The organism is Roseomonas fluvialis (assembly GCF_022846615.1).
Lineage (GTDB): Bacteria > Pseudomonadota > Alphaproteobacteria > Acetobacterales > Acetobacteraceae > Neoroseomonas > Neoroseomonas fluvialis.
Map to the genome: position 1 here is coordinate 4,496,508 of NZ_AP025637.1, position 20,401 is coordinate 4,516,908.

A 20,401-nucleotide genomic window follows, 5' to 3' on the forward strand; every position below is an offset into this window, starting at 1 on the left:
ATGCGGGAGATACCCTGTGTCTAACGGTGCCGATCGCAAGATCTCCCTGCCAACGATCGCGCGGGTCGCGCTTGCGAACTTCGACCTCTATTCCAACGAGCCGAATGCCTGCGCCGTTATCGAACGTCCCGTCTTCTGCCTGATCGGCGCGAATGGCCTCGGCAAGTCCACTTTCTTGAACACCATCAATTTTGCGATCACCGGCGCGATCCCTGATCCCGGCCGCAAGTTCCAATCGGCACAGGATTATCTTCGCAACGCCGGGCGCGCGGATCGCTCCGACGACTATTTCAGCGGCCGCATCAGCGAGCATGCCCGCCCGATCGCGAGCGTAACCGTCGACCTCGCATGGCCCACGGCCACCGTGAGCGTCACCCGCGACCTATTCGGGACCGCCGGCGTCACCCGCCTGGCGATCGGCTTGGCCTCGGGCGCGACCGACATCCACGAAGCTAGCGACGATGACGGCGGCGATCTGTCTGCCCTCTATCGGGCCAAAGTTCTCGCGCTGTCCGGCCTCGAGGATTTCGCGCAGTTCGTCTTCCTCATGCATTTTGTCGCCACCTTTGACGAAGGCCGGCATCTCCTCATGTGGGACGATGCGGCGCTCACCAATGCGCTGTATCTCGCCTTCGGCGCCGATCCGGTCGCGGCCAAGGCGGCAGACAAGCTCCAACGCGATATGGACAGGGAAAGCTCGCGCGGCCGCAACGTCCGCTTTTCCGCGCGTCATGTCGCTGACCGCATCAAGCAGCTCGTTGACCTGCTGAAGGGCGCGGAAACTGACGACCATGCGACCAGCGCTGAGCTTCAGACCCAGCACGACGCGCTCGTCGCCCGGCAGGCCGAGGCCGAGCAGCGCATGCGCCGCAAGCAGGCCGAGCTACGCGACGCGGACCTCAAATGGACCGACCTGAGCGCCTCGCTCACTGAAACCCAGCTTGAATATCGCCGCCTGTTCTCGAGCCGGCTCCGGCAAACCTCGTCGGTCGACCACCATCCCATCGTCCGCGCCACCCTGTCGGAGGACCGCTGCGCGCTCTGCGGCACTGTCCATGTCGCGACCAGGATCCAGGCCGCTCTCGACAAGGGCGATTGCCCGTTGTGCGACAGCGTTCTCGACCGATCGGGCGCCGATGCGGGCGCCGTCGCTCAGTTGCAGCGCCTCGACCGCGAGATCGCCCGCATCCGCGATGGCCTCGCCACGATCTTGGACAGCCGCGCGCGGATCAGCGACGAATTCGCCGCTGCTCAGGCGAGCGACGAGGCCGCTGCACAGGCGCTTAGGGAATTCGAGGAAAAGGAGGCCGCGGGCCTCGCCAAAGTGCAGAGTGGCTCCAGCTTCTCCGCGATCCAGCAGGAAATCGACAAGCTCGAGAAGGAGCGCCTGGAGTTCCTGGCCCAGAGCGAGGCACACTATAGGAAGCGCGATGAGCTGCGCGATCAGCTTCGAGCCTACGAAAAGGCACTCAAGGCGCAGTATGAGGCCGGATCCGAACGCTTCGTGCCGCGATTTCGTGAGCTGGCCGAGGACTTCATTGGCCTGCCGATTGATGTCGAGCTAGAGCATCGCCAGGGCGCCAACGATTCCGGCTTCGGGCTGCGCATGCGGATGGACGATCAGTTGCGCGCACGGCCCGACGCTGTGTCCGAAAGCCAGCGCTTCTTCATCGACATCGCGCTGCGCATGGCGCTGTCGGAATACATGGCGGACAGCTCCGCGACGCTTTTGATCGACACGCCCGAAGGATCGCTCGACATCGCGTATGAGGCGCGCGCTGGCTCGATGTTCTCGAAGTTCGTCGCCAAAGGCAATCGCTTGCTGATGACGGCCAACCTGCGCAGCTCGCAACTCGTGCTGCGCCTTGCGCGGCTTCAGAAGAGCGCGGGAATGCAGATCGTGCGCATGACTGACTGGACCGACCTGAGCGAGGTGCAGCAGAGCGAGGAAGCGTTGTTCACCCAGGCTTATGACGCGATCGACGCGGCGCTCACGTGACCAGCGCGGCGGACATCGTTCCCGAAGCGTATTTTGACGCCGTGGCAATCGCGGCCGACGCGCCAGCATCGGTCATGCCGATGACGGTCATCGAGGCTCATCTGTATGCCTATCTCGGCTGCATCCTCGGCCTCTTCAAAGGCCAGGCGGTCGGCGATTGGGGCTATCCTTTCGCGGTCACATCTGAAGGATTCCCATTCAGCGTTCAGTTCGAGACGGCCCGATCGATGGTAGTCGCGAGAGGCCTAGTCGATGAGGATGGAGCGGGCCTGATGAGCGCGCGCCACGATGAGCTGGTGGCGGAAATGGATAGCCTTCTGACCCTGGGTTCCTGGGTAGATCGGCGTCACTGGTTGCGCGCGGCGACGCAGTGCGCGCTCGCGCTTCCGGTCGGATCGATCCGCCATGCAATCGGCCAGTCACCGGGCCTCTTCGCCTCGGTACGGCTTGGCCAGAGGCGCCTCCTGCTCCAAGCCGACGACATCGAGCTTCTCTACAAGGAGTACGGAATCGTCAGTTCGGTGCTCGGTGTCGACGTGAAGGATCTGCTGTCGCCAGCGGTCATATGGCTCTCCGCCAGGATCCTACGGACGGAGGATGCGGCGGTTGATTAACCTCGAAAGTGTGCAGGCGCTGGTGCGCATGGCCTATCTCCCGCACGCGAGCGACGCGTTCGGCGAGCGGGGGGCGCGCGCGATCACGACGCTCCTTGATACCGTCAAGCTCATCTATCAACGCTTTCCGCCCGAAAGCCTGCGCGGAACGCTGACGGTGACGATCGGCATGAATGCGACGCCGGCGGCGCCGATGATCACCGCCTGGGGCGCACCGTCGGCTTTCCAGACTTACGAGGAACTTGGTATCGCACTTGCCGGCGCGGAGACCGGCACGCATTGCCTGATCGAACTCGTCCCCGACCGCACCTTCCGTTTCCTCCTGCTTGGATCCGATATCGACCTCAAGGCAGCCGCCGCCGATGCGCTGGTCTATCGCTACGACAACGGCGTCGACCGCATTCTCGCCAAGCATCACGACGATTATGTCCAGAAGGTCTCGCCGATCCTGGCCAGCAATTTCGCAAATGCGACGCTGAGCAGCCTCGAAGAGGCGCTTTCACGTTACACCGAGTTCGTGCGGGAAACGAAATGCCGCATCCTGGCGGAAGTCTGGGAGGGCGGTGTTGATGGCCCACGGCTGGTCCTGGTCAACCGACCCGAAGCGATCATGCGGGATTCGCTGATCCAGGCACTGCAACTGGTCCTGCGTGACGCCAACGCTCGGCCCGAGCACAACACCGACGAGACCAAGCCGGTCGATATCCGTGTCGAATGGTTTGCCTCGGGCGCTGCCGCGCTGATCGAGGTCAAATGGCTCGGACGGTCTACTGCGCGGTCCCGCAAGCCTACGCCGGTGCCCACCTATACCGACTATGGGCTGCCACGCGCGCAGGAGGGGGCCAACCAGTTAGCCGACTATCTCGATCGTGAGGTGCGGCACAGCGCTAGCACCGCGACCCGCGGCTATCTTGTCATCTTCGATGCACGCCGCCAGAACGTTAAAGGCGCGACCGATCTTCTCGTCGAGGCGGATGCAATGCACTTTGCGAACGACGTCCTGCAATATGACCCGGATCATGCGCAATCGCGCGACGATTTTGCGCCGCCCGTACGCTTCTTTTTGAGTCCAAGGAAGTCCAAATTCGCGGTTGCGTAATCGCCATGACTGCAACGACGATTCGCTGACAGCTGCAAGAGAAGAGCATTTCAGTCTGCGCTGGTCAGAAGCAGGTGGCCAGCACTAGTTCCCTTTCGTAGCCAGTCGGACGCCTCGAAAAACCCTAGCCCTGGCGGGGGCTGATCTGATTCGCTGCTGCTGTTGAGGGCGGGAGCGGCGGATGGCGGGACAGCCTGGGTTCTTCGATGCAGAGGAGCGTCTGCGCTGGCTGTCGGCGTCGGGCGATCCGTTGGAACGGCTGCGGGCCGTGGTGGACTTCGAGGCGTTCCGTGCGGATCTGGAGGCGGCACTGCCGCGGGCGGACCGCAGCCGCGGCGGGCGCCCGCCCTGGGACGCGGTGCTGATGTTTCGCGTCCTCGTGCTGCAGGCGCTCTATACGCTGTCGGACGACCAGGCCGAGTACCAGCTGCGCGACCGGCTGAGCTTCATGCGCTTCGTGGGCCTGGCGCTGCAGGACGCGGTGCCTGACGCCAAGACGATCTGGCTCTACCGCGAGCAGCTGACGCGCGCGGGCGCGTTGGCGAGGCTGTTCGCGCGCTTCGATGCGATGCTCGCTGAGCGCGGATTCCTGGCCATGGGCGGGCAGATCGTCGACGCCACGGTGGTCGAGGCCCGGCGGCCGCGGCTGACCCGGGAGGAGAAGGCGGTGCTGCGTGACGGCGGCACGCCCGATGGCTGGTCAAAGGCGCGCACCCGACAGATCGACCGCGACGGTCGCTGGACGATCAAGCGCGGTCGCAAGGCCAGGCCGTCTGAGGGCGCGCCGCGCCAAGCTACGGCCGAGATCGCGGTGCCGATGTTCGGCTACAAGAACCACCTCGGCGTCGACCGCGCCCATGGGTTCATCCGCCGCTTCGTGGTGACCGACGCGGCGCGGCATGACGGCGCCCAACTCGGTGCCGTGCTCGATCCGGGCAATACGGGCGGCGGCGTCTGGGCCGACACAGCCTACCGCAGCAAGGCGAATCTCGAGTTGCTGGACCGGCGTGGCCTGCGGCCCGAGTTCCAGCGCGCCAAGCCGCGCGGGCGGCCGATGCCCGCCCACATCGCCCGCGGCAACGCGACCAGGGCCCGCGTGCGCAGCCTCGTCGAGCACGTCTTCGCCACCGAGAAGCGGCGCATGGGTCTCGTCGTGCGGTGCGTCGGCCTGCTTCGCGCCACCGCGCGGATCACGCTGGCCAATCTCGCCTACAACATGCGCCGCCTGGTCTGGATCGAGGGACGAGCTGTGCCCGCCTGACAGCTCTGCGCGCCGAAAACGCCATGCCGCCCGCCGCCCAGAGGCGGAACTGGCGATCCGAAGCGGCCGCTCCCCGCGCATCGGGGCCATCAGCGGCGCTCAGCCGCGCCCAAAGACCGGGTTATTCGAGGTGTCCAGTCGCAGGCACCAATTCCTGTTTGGCGATGTCGGACCCAGTTATTGGTCCAGCGGCTGTTGGCCCAAGAATGGACTTCGAGCAAGCAGGCCGAGTGCTTTGACGCCCGTGTACAAGGCGTCCTGCTCAACGCTCACGGTCAACCGCACCGGTATGCACGTCACCGCACCCACGTCCTTCTCTCCGGCGATCAGGCCGGAGCCGCGCCCTCCCCGCAACGCCGTCGCGCAACTTTCTTCCCCGCGGCCCTGACGGGCCGCTTCCTCGCGAGGCAAGAAAGCCGTGCGCCGCCGTCCTTCGCTGCGCTGCGGCCCTCCGGCTTCGCCTGCGGGTGCCGGTCCGGCCCGCCCCCGGCCGGGTGATCGCCACGAAGGCCGCGATGGGCGCGGCCCGTGACAGCGAGGACCCGGCCATGACCGACCGCTTCGACGACGCCGAACCAACCCACGCCGCCTCCGCCACCGCGCATCTGCTCGACGAGCTCCAGCTCCACGGCTACCGCCCCTTCGCCGACGAGCCCGATCCGCGGCCACTGCCAGATCCCGACCGCCTCTCCGGCGCCATCGCCGACATCTTCGACGCACTCGTCGCCAGCCTCGGCGAGACGCGCCTCGAGCCCGACCTGCCAGACCTGCTCTGGTCGCTGGTCAACCTCTTCCATCGCGGCATCGACCGCATCGGCCGCGAGCTCGACACCAACGAGGCCGCGCAGCAGCGTTCCCAGCAAGAGCAGGACGGCTCCGAGGTCCGCTCCGTCGAGCTGGAACGCCTCCTCGCCCAGGGCCTCACGCTCATCGAGCGCCGCAACGCCTTCGAGTTCCTCCGCGATGCCGCAGCCGAGCACTTCGAGCACCACACCGGTTCCGCTTGGCGCCCGCGCGCGGGGTCGATAGTCAGCCGCCGCACGATGACCGCAGCGATGATCGACAGCCGCGACTTCCTTGCCGCCAGGCGCCGCGCCGAGACCGAGCCGCTGCTGCCCCCCGGCGCGCGCATCGCCTTTGCCGGCGGGGTCGATTGCAACGACCACCAGCGCATCTGGGCCGCGCTCGACCGCGTGCACGCGAAGCACCCGGAGATGGTGCTGCTGCATGGCGGCACGCCGAAGGGCGCCGAGCGCATCGCCGCCTGCTGGGCCGACCAGCGCAAGGTGCCGCAGATCGTCTTCAAGCCGGACTGGCACCGGCACGCGAAGGCGGCCCCCTTCAAGCGCAACGACGCGCTGCTCGAGACGCTGCCAATCGGCGTCATCGTCTTCCCCGGCTCGGGCGTCACCGACAACCTGGCTGACAAGGCGAAGCGCCTCGGCATCCCGCTCTTCGACTTCCGCGGGGGCGGCGGGTAGTGCCGCCCGCACGATGATGCGCTCGCGCAAAGGCGATCCGCTGGGCGCCCGCCATCCGCTACAATCGGGGGGCATCATCGCGCCTCGACCGGGGAGGGTCGCATGACGCTGGGTGTCATCGTCAGCCTGTTCGGCCTCGGTACGATGCTCGTGCTGTTGTTCACGCTCGCCATCTACGCCGTGCCGTTCTTCGTCGGGCTGACGGTCGGCATGTGGGCGTTCGAGACGGGCGCGGGCGTGATCGGCGCCGTGCTGGTCGGCTTCGTCGCGGGCGTGGTCGCGCTGTTCGCCGCGCAGCTGCTCTTCGCCTCCGTGCGCTCGCTCGCCCTGCGGGCCGTCATCGCGCTGCTGTTTGCCGCACCGGCTGCCGTGGCCGGTTACCACGCGGTGCTCGGGATCTCGGCGCTGCTCGTGCCGTCGGAAGCCTGGCGGCACGTGTTTGCGGCGATCGGCGGCCTCGTGGTGGGTGTCTCCGCGGCCGTGCAGCTGGCTGCGTTCGCGGGCGCCGGCGCCCAGCCGAGGCAGGTCACCATTGGCCGCCCTGACGCAGAGTTCGCCGAAGCGGCGGGACCGAATCAGCCTCGCCTGCCATCCCCTTCCACGGCACGTCTGCCCGCGCCGTCATCGGGATCGCGCGGCTGAACCGAAGCAGGGCGGCCCTCGTCGGGAGCATCCGCGCCGCGACCCGTACAGCTGGGATGATCCGCAACAGGGTCAGCGTTTCGCCTTCTCCATTCCGGCCGGATCCTCCCTTGTGCACGCCATCGGCGCCGAGACTGCGATGACTGGTTCATCGCGCTTGTGCCGGGCGCGGCGACCATCGCCTGCTGTCTCCATGGTCCGTCCGGTGTCGCGCTACCACGCTGCCTCGGATGGCCTGATCTGGCCGAGGGACGGCTGACGCCTCGGGCGCCTCGGCCGCAACGGCGCCGGTGCAACTTTCTTCCCCTGGCAACCCACCCCACGCGGCAAGCCGCATGGGGACCCCGGGTGGGCCATTCCTCGCGAGGCAAGAAAGTCTCCCAGCCCCGTCCTCCGCTGCGCTGCGGCCCGCAAGCGGGTGCGTCGGCGCCCGCCCCCGGCCGGACGATCGCCATCGAGATCCTATGAGGGCGGACCGGCAACCTGCTCAGGTGCGGCGGGTGTCATTGGCCGTGAAGGAAAGGAGCGGGAAGTCGATGTCGCAGAACCATGCACGCAGAACAGGTGATGGCGAGCTCGCTGAGGTCGTCGTCTCCGTAGAACTCAGCCGAAAGACATGGCTGATCACCTCGCTGTCGCCCGGCGCGGGCGAGAAGCTGTCGCGTCACACAGTCCCTGGCGGCGATCTCGCCGGCCTGCTGGAACGCCTCGGTCGACTGCGGCAAAAGGCACGTGCGCGAACCGGCCAGGAGTTCCCTATCACTGTCATCCAGGAGGCCGGGCTCGACGGCTTCTGGGTGCACCGGGTCCTGCAGGCGGAGGGACACGAAAGCCACGTCGTTGACGCCGCCTCGATCGCCACGTCGCGCCGGCTCCGGCGGATCAAGACGGATCGGCTCGACGGCGAGAGCCTGATCCGCGCGCTGCTCGCCTTCAAGCGCGGTGAGCCGCGCGTCTGCTCGATGCTGCGCGTGCCGTCTCCCGCCGAGGAGGACCGCCGCCGCATCGCGCGCGAACGCAAGGTGCTCATGCAGGAGCGCATCCAGCACAGCAACCGGATCAAGGGCCTGCTCTTTTCGCAGGGCATCACCGGGTACGATCCCCTCAAGCGCGATCGCCGCGAGCGCCTCGAGGCGCTGCGAACCGGCGATGGGTGCGATCTCCCTCATCACCTGAAACGCCAGGTCGAGCGCGAGCTCGACCGCCTGGAGCTTCTGCTCGACCAGATCAAGGCCGTCGAGGGCGAGCGCGATACCATGCTCGCCGAGGAGCGGCAGTCGTCGCGCGAGGTGGCCGTACTGTCGAACGTCGTCGGCGTCGGCCCGGAGTTCGCCGCCGTCCTCTGGAGCGAGGGCCTCTACCGCCACTTCGACAACCGTCGCCAAGTCGCAGCCTATGCGGGCCTCGCGCCGACACCCTGGCAGAGCGGATCCATTGACCGGGAGCAGGGCATCGGGAAGTCGGGCAATCCCCGGCTGCGCGCCACGCTGCTGGAGATGTCCTGGCTATGGCTGCGCCATCAGCCCGCATCCGCGCTCAGTCGCTGGTTCAACACGCGCGTCGCCCAGAACGGCGGCCGCTTCAAGAAGGTCATGATCACGGCACTGGCGCGCAAGCTGGTCGTGGCGCTCTGGAAATACGTCACCGCCGGCGTCGTCATCGAGGGCGCGGTCGTGCGCGCATGACACGCTGACTCACCGTTCGGCCTGGGCCTGATCAGCCCGCCGGAACCAGGTGGACGACCGCATCGCGGCATGGCCAACACGCCGTCATCGAGAATGGTCTCGTCCTCCTGAGCCCTTGCCGCCGCAGGCGGGATGTTGGTGCAGCCGCAGGCGCGGCGACCGGATGTGAGGTTGATACGTGCACGGGCGCGGATCAGCAGATGGGCTCAGACCTGAGGTTCAGGGCGGGATGCGGGCCGGCGCAGGCCAGCCACGGTTTCGGGCTGCACTGGCTGCCATCGTCTTCTCGGCAGACATGCCGGGCAGCCGCCGTGCGGCCTCTCTGTCGGCTGGTCTGGCGTCGTCCGGCCTATGGCCAGCAACGGCTTCGCCGACCTTCTTCCCCTGCGCCACCACCCCACGCGGCAAGCCGCGTGGGGGCCCCGGTTTTCCGCGCATTCCTCGCGAGGCAAGAAGCTCGGCTGCCGCCGTCCTCCGCTGCGCTGCGGCCCTGCGGGTGCAAGCCGGCCGGCCGACGCCTCTCGACCGCCGTCGAGGCCGCATCGGGCGGCTTCGCACAGCAGTCAGGAGATACGACGATGGCTCAGATCGGCAGCTTCACCCGCGGCGAGGACGGCAGCTTCAACGGCACGATCCGCACGCTGAACATCAACGTCAAGGCAACCATCCGCCCGGTCGCCAAGGACGGCGAGCGCAGCCCCGACTACCGGGTCACCGTCGGCGGCGTCGAACTCGGCGCCGGCTGGAGCAAGGCGGCGAAGGACACCGGCACCGAATACGTGTCGGTCAAGCTCGACGATCCGTCCTTCAACGCCCCGGTCTACGCCAGTCTGGTGGCGGGCGAGAACGGCGAGCACCGCCTGATCTGGTCGCGCTGACCGCGGCCACGGACGCTCCGCCGCCGGCGGAGCGTCCGATCTGCGCGCTACAGCCCTCCGGATCCCACAAGCACCTTGACCTGAAACCCTCATGTGAGGCCGCGATGGGCGCGGCCCGATCGACAGACAGGAGACAGTCATGGCGACCATCGGCACCTTCACCCGCACCGGCGACGGCTTCACCGGCACGGTCTCAACGCTCACCCTCGACGCCAAGGTCCAGGTCCGGCCGGCCGAGAAGAGCAGCGACAAGGCCCCCGACTTCCGCATCTTCGCCGGCCGCGCCGAGATCGGGGCGGCGTGGAAGAAGACCTCGAACGAGGGCCGCGACTACCTCTCGGTCAAGCTCGACGACCCGTCCCTGCCGGCGCCGATCCTGGCGAACCTCTTCGAGATGGAGGGCGGCGAGTTCGAGCTGATCTGGTCCCGCCCTAACGGCAACCGCAGCAGGGAGTGAACGGCCAACGGCGCCCCGCCCGGGAGGGCGGGGCGCGCCCGCCTCGAGTTGTTATCACCTGTTAAGATTGACCCTTGACGCGTCCAGGCGGTCGATTTTAACATGTGTTATATGGCGACCGCAGACAACTATCCAGACGACATCCGGCAGCTCAGAAAGAGCCTTGGCCTGACCCAGGCGGCGTTCGCGGCCTTGCTTGGCGTTACCAATGTTACCGTCAGCCGCTGGGAGTCCGGAGCGTTCGTCCCCGACAAACGGGCCATCACCGGGATCAAAGCCCTCGCCGACCAGAACCGCGTCAAGCCCGAAATCCCGCCTGGCCCAGCCCGTACGCCGGAGCTCGATTTTACCGCCGACCCCAACGCAGTAGCAGCCGTCGCTGAGGCCGCGCGCCTGTCTTTTGGGCACCTCGCCAGCCCTACCTTCGCCACCGAGGTCTCGCTGATCGACCCGCTGCCTCACCAGCGGGTCGCGGTCTACGAGCATCTTCTGGCGCAGTGGCCGCTTCGGTTCCTGCTCGCCGACGACGCCGGGGCTGGCAAGACGATCATGACCGGTCTCGCGGTGCAGGAGCTTCGAACGCGTCGCCTTGCACGACGCGTCCTCGTCGTCGCGCCGGCCGGACTTCTCGGCAACTGGGAGCGAGAGATGCGGTCTCTCTTCCGCATCCGCGCCAAAGCGATCCGCAGCGCAGACCTCGCGCGTGGCAATCCATTCCTCGGACCCGAGTCAGATTTCATCGTCGTCAGCATCGACACGCTGCGGTCGCCACGGATGTTCGACGCGCTGCGTCAGGCCGGTGCCGGCGGACACCCCTACGACCTCGTCGTGGTGGACGAGGCACACAAGCTCGCGGCCGACCGCGACCCCGATATGCGCGTCATCAAGCGCGAACGCTACTTGCTGGGCGAGGCGCTGGCTGGGACGCCCAGCAAGCCCGAGTGGGACCTCGGTTGGAAGGCCCCGTCGCTGCTCCTCCTGACGGCCACCCCACACATGGGCAAGGAATACCCCTACTTCGCGCTGTGGCGCCTGCTCGATCCGGACTCCTTCACCACGCCAGAAGCCCTCCGGGCGTTCCCGCCCGAGCGGCGCGCGCGCCACTTCATCCGGCGCACCAAGGAGGAGATGGTCACCCTCGATGGCCGACCGCTATATCCGGCACGCCGGTGCGACACGCTCGGCTTCGATCTCTCGCCGCCGGAACGCGATCTGTACGACGGCGCGACCAGTTACATCCGGACACTCTACAACAGCGCCTCCGGCCTCAACCGCTCCGCAGCGCGGCTCGCGATGGCGGTGTTCCAGCGTCGCCTGGCCAGCTCCACCGCTGCACTTCGCGCGTCGCTTCGTCGGCGGTCCGAGCGCCTGTCTGCCATGATCGCGCTGGTTGAGGCCGACGGCCCCGAGGCTCTCCAGCGCGCGCAGGACATTGCCGCGCGGCGCGCGACGGACCAAGGCGATCTGCTCGACCGCACGACGGCCGACGAAGACGCGGCCGACGGCGGCGAGGCGCACGAAGCCGCAGAGGCGACCGCGCTCGACGCGACCACCGCAACGACACTCGCCGAACTGATCGTCGAGCGAGACACGGTGGACGATCTCGTCCAGCAGGCCGACGCGATCCTCAAGCGCGGCAACGAAGCGAAGTTCGACAAGCTCCTCGAAACGATGCGTGATCCACGCTTCCGGGACGAGAAGCTGCTCATCTTCACCGAACACCGCGACACGGCGAACTACCTGTCCGACCGGCTGGAGGCGATCGGCTACACCGGCCAGGTGGCCCAGCTCCATGGCGGGATGGACTACGTTGAGCGAGACCGCCAAGTCGCGTCGTTCCGCACACCGCATGCCGATGGCGGGGCGAAATACCTTGTCGGCACCGATGCCGCGGGCGAGGGCGTGAACCTTCAGTTCTGTTGGCTGATGGTCAACTACGACATCCCGTGGAACCCGGCCCGGCTCGAGCAGCGAATGGGCCGGATCCACCGCTACGGCCAGAAGAAGGAGCAAGTGTTCATCGCCAACCTCGTCGCGTCCGACACGCGCGAGGGGCGGGTGATGGGCACGCTGCTGCGCAAGCTTGAGGAAATCCGCCAGGCGCTCGGCTCCGACAAGGTGTTCGACGTCATCGGGCGCCTGTTCGAGAACGTGCCCCTGCGAACCTACCTCGAACGCTCGATGGAGGGCGAGGACGTCACCGAGACGCTTGGCGGTCAGCTCACGTCTGAGCAAGCGCGCGCGCTGCTGGCCCGCGAGCGAGCCGTCTATGGTCCGGGCGGCGACGTGAAGTCGCTGCTGCCCCGCATGCAGGAGGATATCGAGCGCGAGCGCTACCTGCGCCTCATGCCGGGCTACATGCAGTCGCTGGTGGAGCGGGCCGCGCCGCTGCTTGATCTGCGGATGGTGCCCGACGCGGCAGGCGCCACCTTCCACCTCGCAGCCTCCGCTCGGGGCGCGCTCGACCCTCTGACGTCGGCGCTGGAAAGCTATCCGGCCGAGGTCCAGGACCGCATGACCTTCATCCGTCCCGGTCCCGGTGAGGCGGCCATCTGGCTGCATCCTGGCGAGCCTGTCTTCGACGCGCTCGCCGAGCGGATCGCCGAGCGCTTTGGCAACGAGGCGCTGCGCGGCGGTGTCTTTGTTGATCCGACGGCGACCGAGGACTGGCTCTTCCATCTCGCGACGGTGCCGATCCTCGGCGGGCCGGACCGGCGCGTGATCGACCTCCGCCTCGTGGCACTCAGGCAGGCGGCGAGCGGTGCCATCGAGCCTTGCGCCGTGGAGCATCTGCTGCTGCTACGCCCAGCGCCCGGTTTGGCGCCGGGTGCCTACCAAGCCGCGCGCGCCTCCCGGATGCTGGCCGAGGATGCCGCGCGCTACCTGCGCGAGATCGAGGCTGTGCGGGTGATCGGCGAGCATCGCGATCGGCTGCTCACCGATCTGCCCGAACGGCGCCGCCTGATCGCGGTTGGCTTCGGCCAACATGAGGTCGAGCTCCTTCGCCGGCGCAAGAGCCTGAAGGAGGCCGTCGAGGCTGGCCGCGCGCAGGCGACGATGGAGTTCGAGGCGGTGAAGGGCCAACTCGCGGCGCTGAAGGCCGCGCGCGAGGCGAAGCTTGCCTACATCGACGCCGAGCCGGACGCCATTGCGCTTGGCGACATCCGTTTCCTCGCCCACGCCCTGGTAGTCCCCTCCTTCGATACCGCGGAGAAGGAGCAGCACGAGGAGCGAATCGAGACCGCGGCGATGCGCTTCGCCATGGCCTACGAGAAGTCCTTCGGCGCGGCAGTGCGCGATGTGTCGAAGCCCGCACTCGCACGGTTGGCCGGCCTCGGCGACTGGCCAGGCTTCGATGTCCTCTCTCAGCGTGATGCCGAAGGCAACCGCTGCATCGAGGTGAAGGGCCGGGCCGGCGCCGGCGACGTCGCGCTCCAGGCGAACGAATGGGCAAAGGCCGCCAACCTGCGCGACCGCTACTGGCTCTATGTCGTGCTCGGCTGCGCCTCGGCCTCGCCGACACTGCTCCGCATCCAGGACCCCTTCGGCCGTCTCACCGGTGCACACAGGGGCGACATGACGCTTCGCCTCGGCGATCTGCGCGCCGCCGCAGAACAGGATTGAACCCGCCATGACCAAGCGCCTGATCGAGACCGCCTTCCCCCTCGCCGAAGCCTCGGCCGCGTCGCTGCACGAGAAGAACATGCGGCACGGCCATATCTCGACGCTGCACCTGTGGCCAGCGCGCCGGCCGCTGGCTGCCAGCCGTGCTGCCATAGCCGCGGCGCTGCTGCCTGATCCGGGGAATGACGAGGCGCGCAACGAGCTGGTGCGCAAACTCGGCGGCCGCCTCGTGAAGAAGACCAAGGCCGCCGGTGCCGGCAAGGAACAGGCGAAGCTGGAGGCCCAAGGCGGCATTCTGTGGTGGGGCAGCGAATCCGGTCCCGACCTCGCATGGTTCCGCGACCGCATCCGCGCGGCGCATGGCGGCCGCGCGCCACGCGTGCTGGACCCCTTCGCCGGCGGAGGGGCGATTCCGCTGGAGGCGTTGCGTCTGGGCTGTGAGGTGGAGGCGCGCGACCTGAACCCGGTCGCGTGGTTCATCCTGAAATGCACGCTGGACTACCCGCAGCGCATCGGCGGCGAGCGGCGGCCCTTGCCCTCCTTCGCGCTGAAGGACCGCGCGTTGATGGACGCCTTCCTCAAGGCTCACGGCTTCACCGGTGCGCGCCTGGCCTCGGCGATCGCGCGCGCTGCCGGCGAGGACCCGACAACCGACATGTTCCAGGACCCGGCACGGCCCTGGTTGCGGGCCGATCTTGGCTGGCATGTGCGCGCCTGGGGCGGCTGGGTGCTGGATCAGGCGCGTCGCGCGCTGGCCGCGCGCTACCCGACCTATGCCGAATGGACCGTCCCGGGCGCGGCGGGGCGGATCTGCGCCCGACCGCCGGTGCTGCTGACGCCGGATACGGCTGGCCAGGTCAGCGCGGCGGCCTTGAACGCCGGGATGTCGCCTGCCGATCTGGCTGACGCGCGCAATCCCCGCTGGTTGGCCACGCCGACGGTGGCCTATCTCTGGGCACGCACGGTGCGCTGCAAATCCTGCCGCGCCAGCATTCCGCTGCTCAAGACGCGATGGCTGTGCAAGAGGGAGGGCAAGCGGGTACGGCTGGCTATGGAGCCGAACGCCGCGCGCGACGGCGTGACCTTCCGCGTCGAGTCCGACGTGCCGCTGCAGGGGAACAGCGCCGCCGCCCGGCGCGCGGCAGACAGGGCGCTGGGCGGCGGCACCATGTCCCGCGCCGGCGCGAAGTGCCCGTGCTGCCCGGCGCAGATGACAATGGAAGAAATCCGCTTCGAGGGGCAGGCGAAGCGGCTCGGCGCCGTCATGACGGCCGTCGTCGTCGATGGCACGAGGAGCAAGGAATACCGCGACCCGACCCCACACGAGCTTGCGATGGCGGCGGTGACCGACGCGGAATTGGCCGAGGCCTTCGCGTTGATCCCGTTCGGGATGCCGAATGAGCCGCTGCCCGGCAAGGAAGCGCCGGGTATTCGTGTGCCTCTCTATGGCCTTACGAAATGGTCCGACCTGTTCGTGCCGCGCCAGCTGCTCGCGCTGGCTACGCTGACGCGCATCGTCCGCACCGTGAAGGAAGCCGCTCTCGAGGCGGGGTACCCGGAGACCTGGGCCGAGGCGCTGTGGGCCTACCTCGCGCTCGCCAATGACCGGCAGGCGGACTTTGGTAGCGCGCTTGCGACTTGGACGCTGCTTCGCGAGACGATCCGGGGCACATTTGGCCGCTTCGCGCTGCCGATGGTCTGGGACTTCACCGAGGTCAACCCCTTCTCCGGCGTCACCGGCGACTACGGCGGTGCGGTCGAATGGGTAGGCAAGGTCTGCTCGCACCTCGCCGCTATTCCCGCTGACGGGACCCGTCCGGCCGTCACGCGGGGCAGCGCCATGGCCATCGAAGGACAGTTCGACGCCGTCGTCACCGATCCGCCCTACTACGACGCGATTCCGTATTCCGACCTGATGGACTTCTTCTACATCTGGCTGCGCCGCGCACTGCACGGCATGTCGGCGGAGACGGATGCCGCCTTCAACGAGCCACTCGGGCCCAAATGGGACCACGCCGCGAAGGATGGCGAACTGATCGATGACAGCAGTCGGTTTGGCGGCGACCGCGCGGCCAGCAAGCGCAACTTCGAGGACGGCATGGCGGCCGTGTTTCGGCGCTGCCATGCTGCGTTGAAGCCGGACGGTGTGCTTGTGATCGTCTTCGCCAACAAGAGCCCGGATGCCTGGGAAACCCTGGTCGGCGCGATTATCCGGGCCGGGTTCGTCGTGGATGGCAGCCTGCCGATCCAAACTGAGCGGAGCGCCCGAAACCGTTCAATCAACTCGGCGGCGCTTTCGTCTTCCGTCTGGCTCGTTTGCCGCAAGCGGCTTGCAACCGCGAAGCCCGGCTACGATCGACCGGTGCTCGCCGCCATGCGGGCCAACATCACCGAGCAGATGCGCCGCTTCTGGGACGCACACATCCGCGGCCCCGACTTCCTCTGGGCCGCCACCGGCCCTGCGCTCGAAGCCTACAGCCGCCATCCGGTGGTGCTCCGCGAGGCCACCACCTCCGGCGAGAAGCAGGCCATGCCAGTGGACGAATTCCTGCGCGAGGTGCGGCGCCTGGTCGTCGAATTCGCCGTTGGCCGCGTCCTCCGCGAGGACGGCAGTGCCGATGAAGACGCCGCCGCGCTGGACGACATCACCAGCTACTACCTGCTGCACCGCCAGTCCTTCGGCATGGCGGACACGCCCGTCGGCGCGGCCATTCTCTACGCCATGTCTTGCGGCCTTTCGGACGCCGAGCTTGCCGACCGCTGGGAGATCTTGGCCCGCGGCAAGGCGAAGGCCCCATCAGGAAACGGCGGCGAAAGCGGCGACGATGTTGGTGAGGACGACACCGACGATGCGGAGGGCACCGACGACAATGATGCTGATGATGCCGAGGAAGCCGACGAAAGCAGCGGCGGCGGCAGCACCGTGCGCCTGCGCCCTTGGTCCGCCCGCACCCGCAAGGCGCTTGGCCTGGAAGGCATCGGCGACCGCCCTGTGCCGCTGATCGATCGGCTGCACCGCATCATGTGGCTGTGGAAGGCCGGCGACGTTGGGAAAGTGGATGCCTACCTGGCGCAATCCTCCCTCGCGCGCGACCCGCTCTTCGCCGAACTCGTGCAGGCCGTGATCGAGCTGGCGCGGCGCGACGCCAAGGCTGATGAGCTCACGCTGCTGGAAGCCATCAGCAATCACATCCAGTCGCGCCAGGGCATCGCCGCCGCCCGGCAATCGGCATTGTTCTGAGCGCGGGGCAAGGAAAACCAACGATGGCTCCCAGCACGATCAAGCCCTGGCCTGAACTCGTCCGCCTCCGCCCCGAGGTCCGCGACGGCGCCCTCTCGATGGAGGAGTTCGCGGCGAACCTCTACGACGTGATGGCGCAGACGGGGCAGCGGCCGCTCTACGAAGATCCCGCGCGCTTCTTCTCGCTCACCTACGCCACGCCGGCGCTGCGCGAAATCGCGGCCGCTGTCGCCGAGCGCCTCCGCGGAGCGAGCGCGAAGGGTATCCGCCAACTCGAGATGACTTATGGTGGTGGCAAGACCCACACCATGGTCACGCTGACGCATCTTGTCCGTGATCCGGCGGCACTGCCCGCCCTGCCGGCAGTGCAGGAATTCGAAAGCAGCATGGGCGGCAAAGCGCCGCGCGCACGCGTCGCCGCCGTGTGCTTCGACAAAATCGACGCGGAGCTTGGCTGTCCGGTCATCGCGCCGGACGGAACGAAGCGCTCACTCTTCCAGCCCTGGAGCCTCATTGCGTGGCAACTCGCCGGCGCGGACGGGCTGCGCATGATGCGAGCCGACGGCAAGGATGAGGAACGCGACACGCCGCCATCCGACCTCGTGCTGGAGGATCTGCTCAACGTACCCGCGAAGGTGGGGCTCGGCGTGCTGCTGCTCATGGACGAGGTGATGATGTGGGTCTCGGACCGCGCCAAGCACCCGCAGTCCGGCGACTACTTCTTCACGCAGTTCGAGAATTTTCTGCAGTCGCTGACTCAGGCCGTGGCGAAGGTACCGCACTGCGCGCTGGTGGTGTCGCTGCTCGCCTCCGACCCCAAGAAGGACGATACGCGCGGACGGGAGCTGCTGGCGCGCATGTCTGCCATCCTGAAGCGCACCGAGGACGAGGCCTTCCTGCCGGTCGGCCGCGATGATGTGGCGGAAGTGCTGCGTCGCCGCCTGCTTGATCCCGACACGGTGCAGAACAAGGAGGCGTTCCGCGCGAACGTCGTCGCGGCGGTGCGGGCGCTGGCCGCATTGGATCCGGACTTCGCCAAGACGCCTGCGCTGCGCGCCGAGAAGGAGAAGGCGTACCTGGAGGCGTTTCCCTTCGACCCCGCCCTGATGGACGTGTTCTACAGCAAGTGGACGAGCGGTCTGCCCCTGTTCCAGCGCACGCGCGGCGTGCTGCGCACCTTCGCGGTTGCCCTGAAGGAAGCGGAAACTTGGGACACTTCGCCGATCGCCGGGGTCTCGGTGCTGTTGCCGCCACCTGGGCAGGCCGCGTTGGGCACGGCCTTGCGCGAGCTCGCCGGCGTGGCACGGACGAGCCAGACCGAAGGCGAGCCACAGACTTGGACCAGCATCATCGAGAAGGAGTTGGACTTCGCGCGCGCTGTGCAGGACGCGCACGGCAACCTCGCCAATCGGGAGCTCGAAGCTTCGGTGTTGGCAACCTTCCTGCACTCCCAGCCGCCCGGGAAGCGGGCGGCGCTGTCCGACCTGAGAGCGATGGTGGGTGCCGGAAAGCCGGATGCGATCACGCTCGGCAAGGCGCTTGGGGAATGGGCCGGACGCTCCTGGTATCTGGACGAGGAGGACCTCGCCAGCGGCGCCGAACGACCAGACGGCACGCGCGAGCTTCCGCGCACCTGGCGAATGGGCGATCAGCCCAACCTGAAGCAGATGCACGATGACGCACGGCAGTTCCGCGTCTCCGATCCCGCCGTCGAGGAGAAGCTGCTTGAGCTTGTACGTGCCGACGCGAAGCTGAAGGCGGGCGCGGGGCCCGGCACGAAGTCGCACATGCTGCCGGCTGGGCCCGGCGACGTAACCGACGATGGCGAATTCCACTTCGCGGTGCTTGGCCCGAGTGCAGCTTGCGAATCCGGCAAGCCGTCGGCGGAGGCCGTGCGCTTCATCGACCAGACGACGGGCGCCGATAAGCCTCGCGTTTCGCGGAACGCGCTGGTGCTCGCTGTTCCTTCGGCCATCGGCCTCACTGCTGCTCGTGACCGGGTCCGCGACCATTTGGCTTGGCTAGAGGTCAGGAAATTGCTCGCGGGGCAGCCGGCGGACGCGTTGCGTTCGGCCAAGCTTCAGGCCGGCCTGAAGACGTCAGAGGACGAGATGCGGCGCGGCGTGCGGCAGGCATGGTGCATCGGTGTCGCCACTGCCGCGGACGACACGGTAAAGGCGTTCAAGGTCACCCTCGACGAGAACAAGACGCTGTTCCAGTCGATCAAGGAGGACAAGGACGCACGCATCCAGGAGACAGCGCTCGATCCGGATCTCATCCTGCCGGGCAGCACCTACGACCTCTGGCGTGAAGAGGAGCCGTCGCAGCGCGTGAAGACGCTGGTTGGCGCGTTTTTCGAACGGTCTAAGTTGCCGAAGATGCTACGCCGGAAGGAATTGCTCGACACGGTGGCGAATGGTGCCGAGCAGGGCCGCTTCGTGCTCCGCCTGCCACGGCCAGATGGCAGTGTGCGCACCTGGTGGCGTGAACGCCCGGAGGACGCTGTCCTTGCCGAAGCAGGTCTCGAGGCGGTTCAGGCAGTCCACGCCGAGCTCGCTGAGCTTCCTGCAAGGCTGCTGCGCCCTGGCGTGCTCCCGGCTCTCGATTTTTCTGCGGGCGTGAAGGTGGCGGACCTGTTGGCGTATTTCGGTGGCGGCCACTCGCTGTCGGTGAAACAGACGGTTGGCGGCGTCGAGTACGACGAGATCGTAGCGATACCAAAATGCACCGAAGCCAAGGTTCTCGGGGCCGTCGCTCCTGCTGTTCAGGCGGGCTATCTGTGGGTGACCAATGGCCCGATGTCGTTCTGCGGCGAGGAACCGCCTGCTGGCGCTGTCGGAAAGACTGCTGTTCTCCGCGTTCCACCATCGCCAATCCCGCTGACGGCGCTGACCCCCGAAGCACTGCCCGATGCGTGGAGCGGAGACAAGGCTACCGTCCTTGGACTTCACAACGCAGCATCGGCGAGTTTTGCGCCGGCGGGAGCAGTGCTGCCTTGGTCGGTCGTGTCGAAAGCTGTCAATGACGCGCTCAATGCGCGCTACCTGGAACTCGTGCCGGGCGGCGCTGTTGCGTGGCCGTGCGAGGCCCAAGCTGCCGCGCTCGTCGAAGTGCGTCTGCCCGTGGTCGGTGAAGCGAGGGACAATCCTGGATCGAACGCACCAAACGAGGGTGTGCCCGGTTTCGCCGAGGCTCGACCAACCGGTTTTGAGCCGGCAATCGGTGTAGCCCGCATCGATAGCGCTGGAATTGCCGCGCTGGCTGATGCGCTTGCCGACGTCCAGGCGGTGGTGGCGGCCTATGGTACGACGCTCGTCTTCAGGGTGTCAGTCGAGGCTGCCGGGCTGCCACCTGAAGCGCGCGCGCAACTCCGAGGCGAGCTCGCGAAGGTTGTTCCGGAGTTCGATAAGTGAATAGAGC

General features: G+C 67.5%; 12 protein-coding genes. All 12 read left to right on the plus strand.

The genetic code is table 11. The features are described from left to right. Window positions 1-16: 16 nt before the first annotated feature. The 12 genes from MWM08_RS21555 (at window position 17) to MWM08_RS21610 (ending at window position 20,394) form a co-directional block, all read left to right on the plus strand. A complete protein-coding gene (locus tag MWM08_RS21555; RefSeq protein WP_244408566.1) occupies window positions 17-1,999 on the plus strand; it encodes an ATP-binding protein in 1,983 nt (660 codons plus the stop codon). After that, window positions 1,996-2,613 (plus strand): hypothetical protein, encoded by a 618-nt coding sequence (locus MWM08_RS21560; RefSeq protein WP_244408567.1) that lies wholly within the window; start codon window positions 1,996-1,998, stop codon window positions 2,611-2,613. The genes MWM08_RS21555 and MWM08_RS21560 overlap by 4 nt, the downstream gene beginning before the upstream one ends. Continuing rightward, window positions 2,606-3,712, plus strand: a complete 1,107-nt coding sequence (locus tag MWM08_RS21565) for a hypothetical protein (RefSeq protein ID WP_244408568.1) — start codon at window positions 2,606-2,608, stop codon at window positions 3,710-3,712. Before MWM08_RS21560 ends, MWM08_RS21565 begins: the two co-directional genes overlap by 8 nt. 181 nt (window positions 3,713-3,893) lie before the next feature. Then, the gene (locus tag MWM08_RS21570) at window positions 3,894-4,973 is read left to right on the plus strand and encodes an IS5 family transposase (RefSeq protein ID WP_244408569.1); all 1,080 of its coding nucleotides are present in this window, start codon (window positions 3,894-3,896) and stop codon (window positions 4,971-4,973) included. Between the two features lie 548 nt (window positions 4,974-5,521). Continuing rightward, entirely contained in the window at window positions 5,522-6,454 is a 933-nt protein-coding gene (locus MWM08_RS21575; protein WP_244408570.1) for a DUF2493 domain-containing protein, read from the plus strand. Between the two features lie 102 nt (window positions 6,455-6,556). Beyond that, window positions 6,557-7,096, plus strand: coding sequence for a hypothetical protein (locus MWM08_RS21580; protein WP_244408571.1), 540 nt, complete (start codon window positions 6,557-6,559; stop codon window positions 7,094-7,096). Window positions 7,097-7,632: 536 nt separating this feature from the next. Then, window positions 7,633-8,781, plus strand: coding sequence for an IS110 family RNA-guided transposase (locus MWM08_RS21585; RefSeq protein WP_244408572.1), 1,149 nt, complete (start codon window positions 7,633-7,635; stop codon window positions 8,779-8,781). Window positions 8,782-9,359: 578 nt separating this feature from the next. Next, the gene (locus MWM08_RS21590) at window positions 9,360-9,659 is read left to right on the plus strand and encodes a DUF736 domain-containing protein (RefSeq protein WP_244408573.1); all 300 of its coding nucleotides are present in this window, start codon (window positions 9,360-9,362) and stop codon (window positions 9,657-9,659) included. A 139-nt stretch (window positions 9,660-9,798) separates the two neighbouring features. Then, complete coding sequence (locus MWM08_RS21595) at window positions 9,799-10,116, plus strand: DUF736 domain-containing protein (RefSeq protein ID WP_149536470.1); 318 nt, start codon at window positions 9,799-9,801, stop codon at window positions 10,114-10,116. A gap of 111 nt (window positions 10,117-10,227) precedes the next feature. Continuing rightward, on the plus strand, window positions 10,228-13,740 hold the full coding sequence (locus MWM08_RS21600; protein ID WP_244408574.1) for a helicase-related protein: 3,513 nt from the start codon (window positions 10,228-10,230) through the stop codon (window positions 13,738-13,740). Between the two features lie 7 nt (window positions 13,741-13,747). Then, on the plus strand, window positions 13,748-16,981 hold the full coding sequence (locus MWM08_RS21605) for a DUF1156 domain-containing protein (protein ID WP_244408575.1): 3,234 nt from the start codon (window positions 13,748-13,750) through the stop codon (window positions 16,979-16,981). Window positions 16,982-17,004: 23 nt separating this feature from the next. Then, the gene (locus MWM08_RS21610) at window positions 17,005-20,394 is read left to right on the plus strand and encodes a hypothetical protein (protein ID WP_244408576.1); all 3,390 of its coding nucleotides are present in this window, start codon (window positions 17,005-17,007) and stop codon (window positions 20,392-20,394) included. Window positions 20,395-20,401 lie beyond the last annotated feature (7 nt).

Excerpts from the sequence above, each read along its gene's own strand:
- MWM08_RS21570 (WP_244408569.1), top strand. The coding sequence starts at position 3,894 with ATGGCGGGACAGCCTGGGTTCTTCGATGCAGAGGAGCGTCTGCGCTGG.
- MWM08_RS21575 (WP_244408570.1), top strand. The coding sequence starts at position 5,522 with ATGACCGACCGCTTCGACGACGCCGAACCAACCCACGCCGCCTCCGCC.
- MWM08_RS21580 (WP_244408571.1), top strand. The coding sequence starts at position 6,557 with ATGACGCTGGGTGTCATCGTCAGCCTGTTCGGCCTCGGTACGATGCTC.
- MWM08_RS21585 (WP_244408572.1), top strand. The coding sequence starts at position 7,633 with ATGTCGCAGAACCATGCACGCAGAACAGGTGATGGCGAGCTCGCTGAG.
- MWM08_RS21590 (WP_244408573.1), top strand. The coding sequence starts at position 9,360 with ATGGCTCAGATCGGCAGCTTCACCCGCGGCGAGGACGGCAGCTTCAAC.
- MWM08_RS21595 (WP_149536470.1), top strand. The coding sequence starts at position 9,799 with ATGGCGACCATCGGCACCTTCACCCGCACCGGCGACGGCTTCACCGGC.
- MWM08_RS21600 (WP_244408574.1), top strand. The coding sequence starts at position 10,228 with ATGGCGACCGCAGACAACTATCCAGACGACATCCGGCAGCTCAGAAAG.
- MWM08_RS21605 (WP_244408575.1), top strand. The coding sequence starts at position 13,748 with ATGACCAAGCGCCTGATCGAGACCGCCTTCCCCCTCGCCGAAGCCTCG.
- MWM08_RS21610 (WP_244408576.1), top strand. The coding sequence starts at position 17,005 with ATGGCTCCCAGCACGATCAAGCCCTGGCCTGAACTCGTCCGCCTCCGC.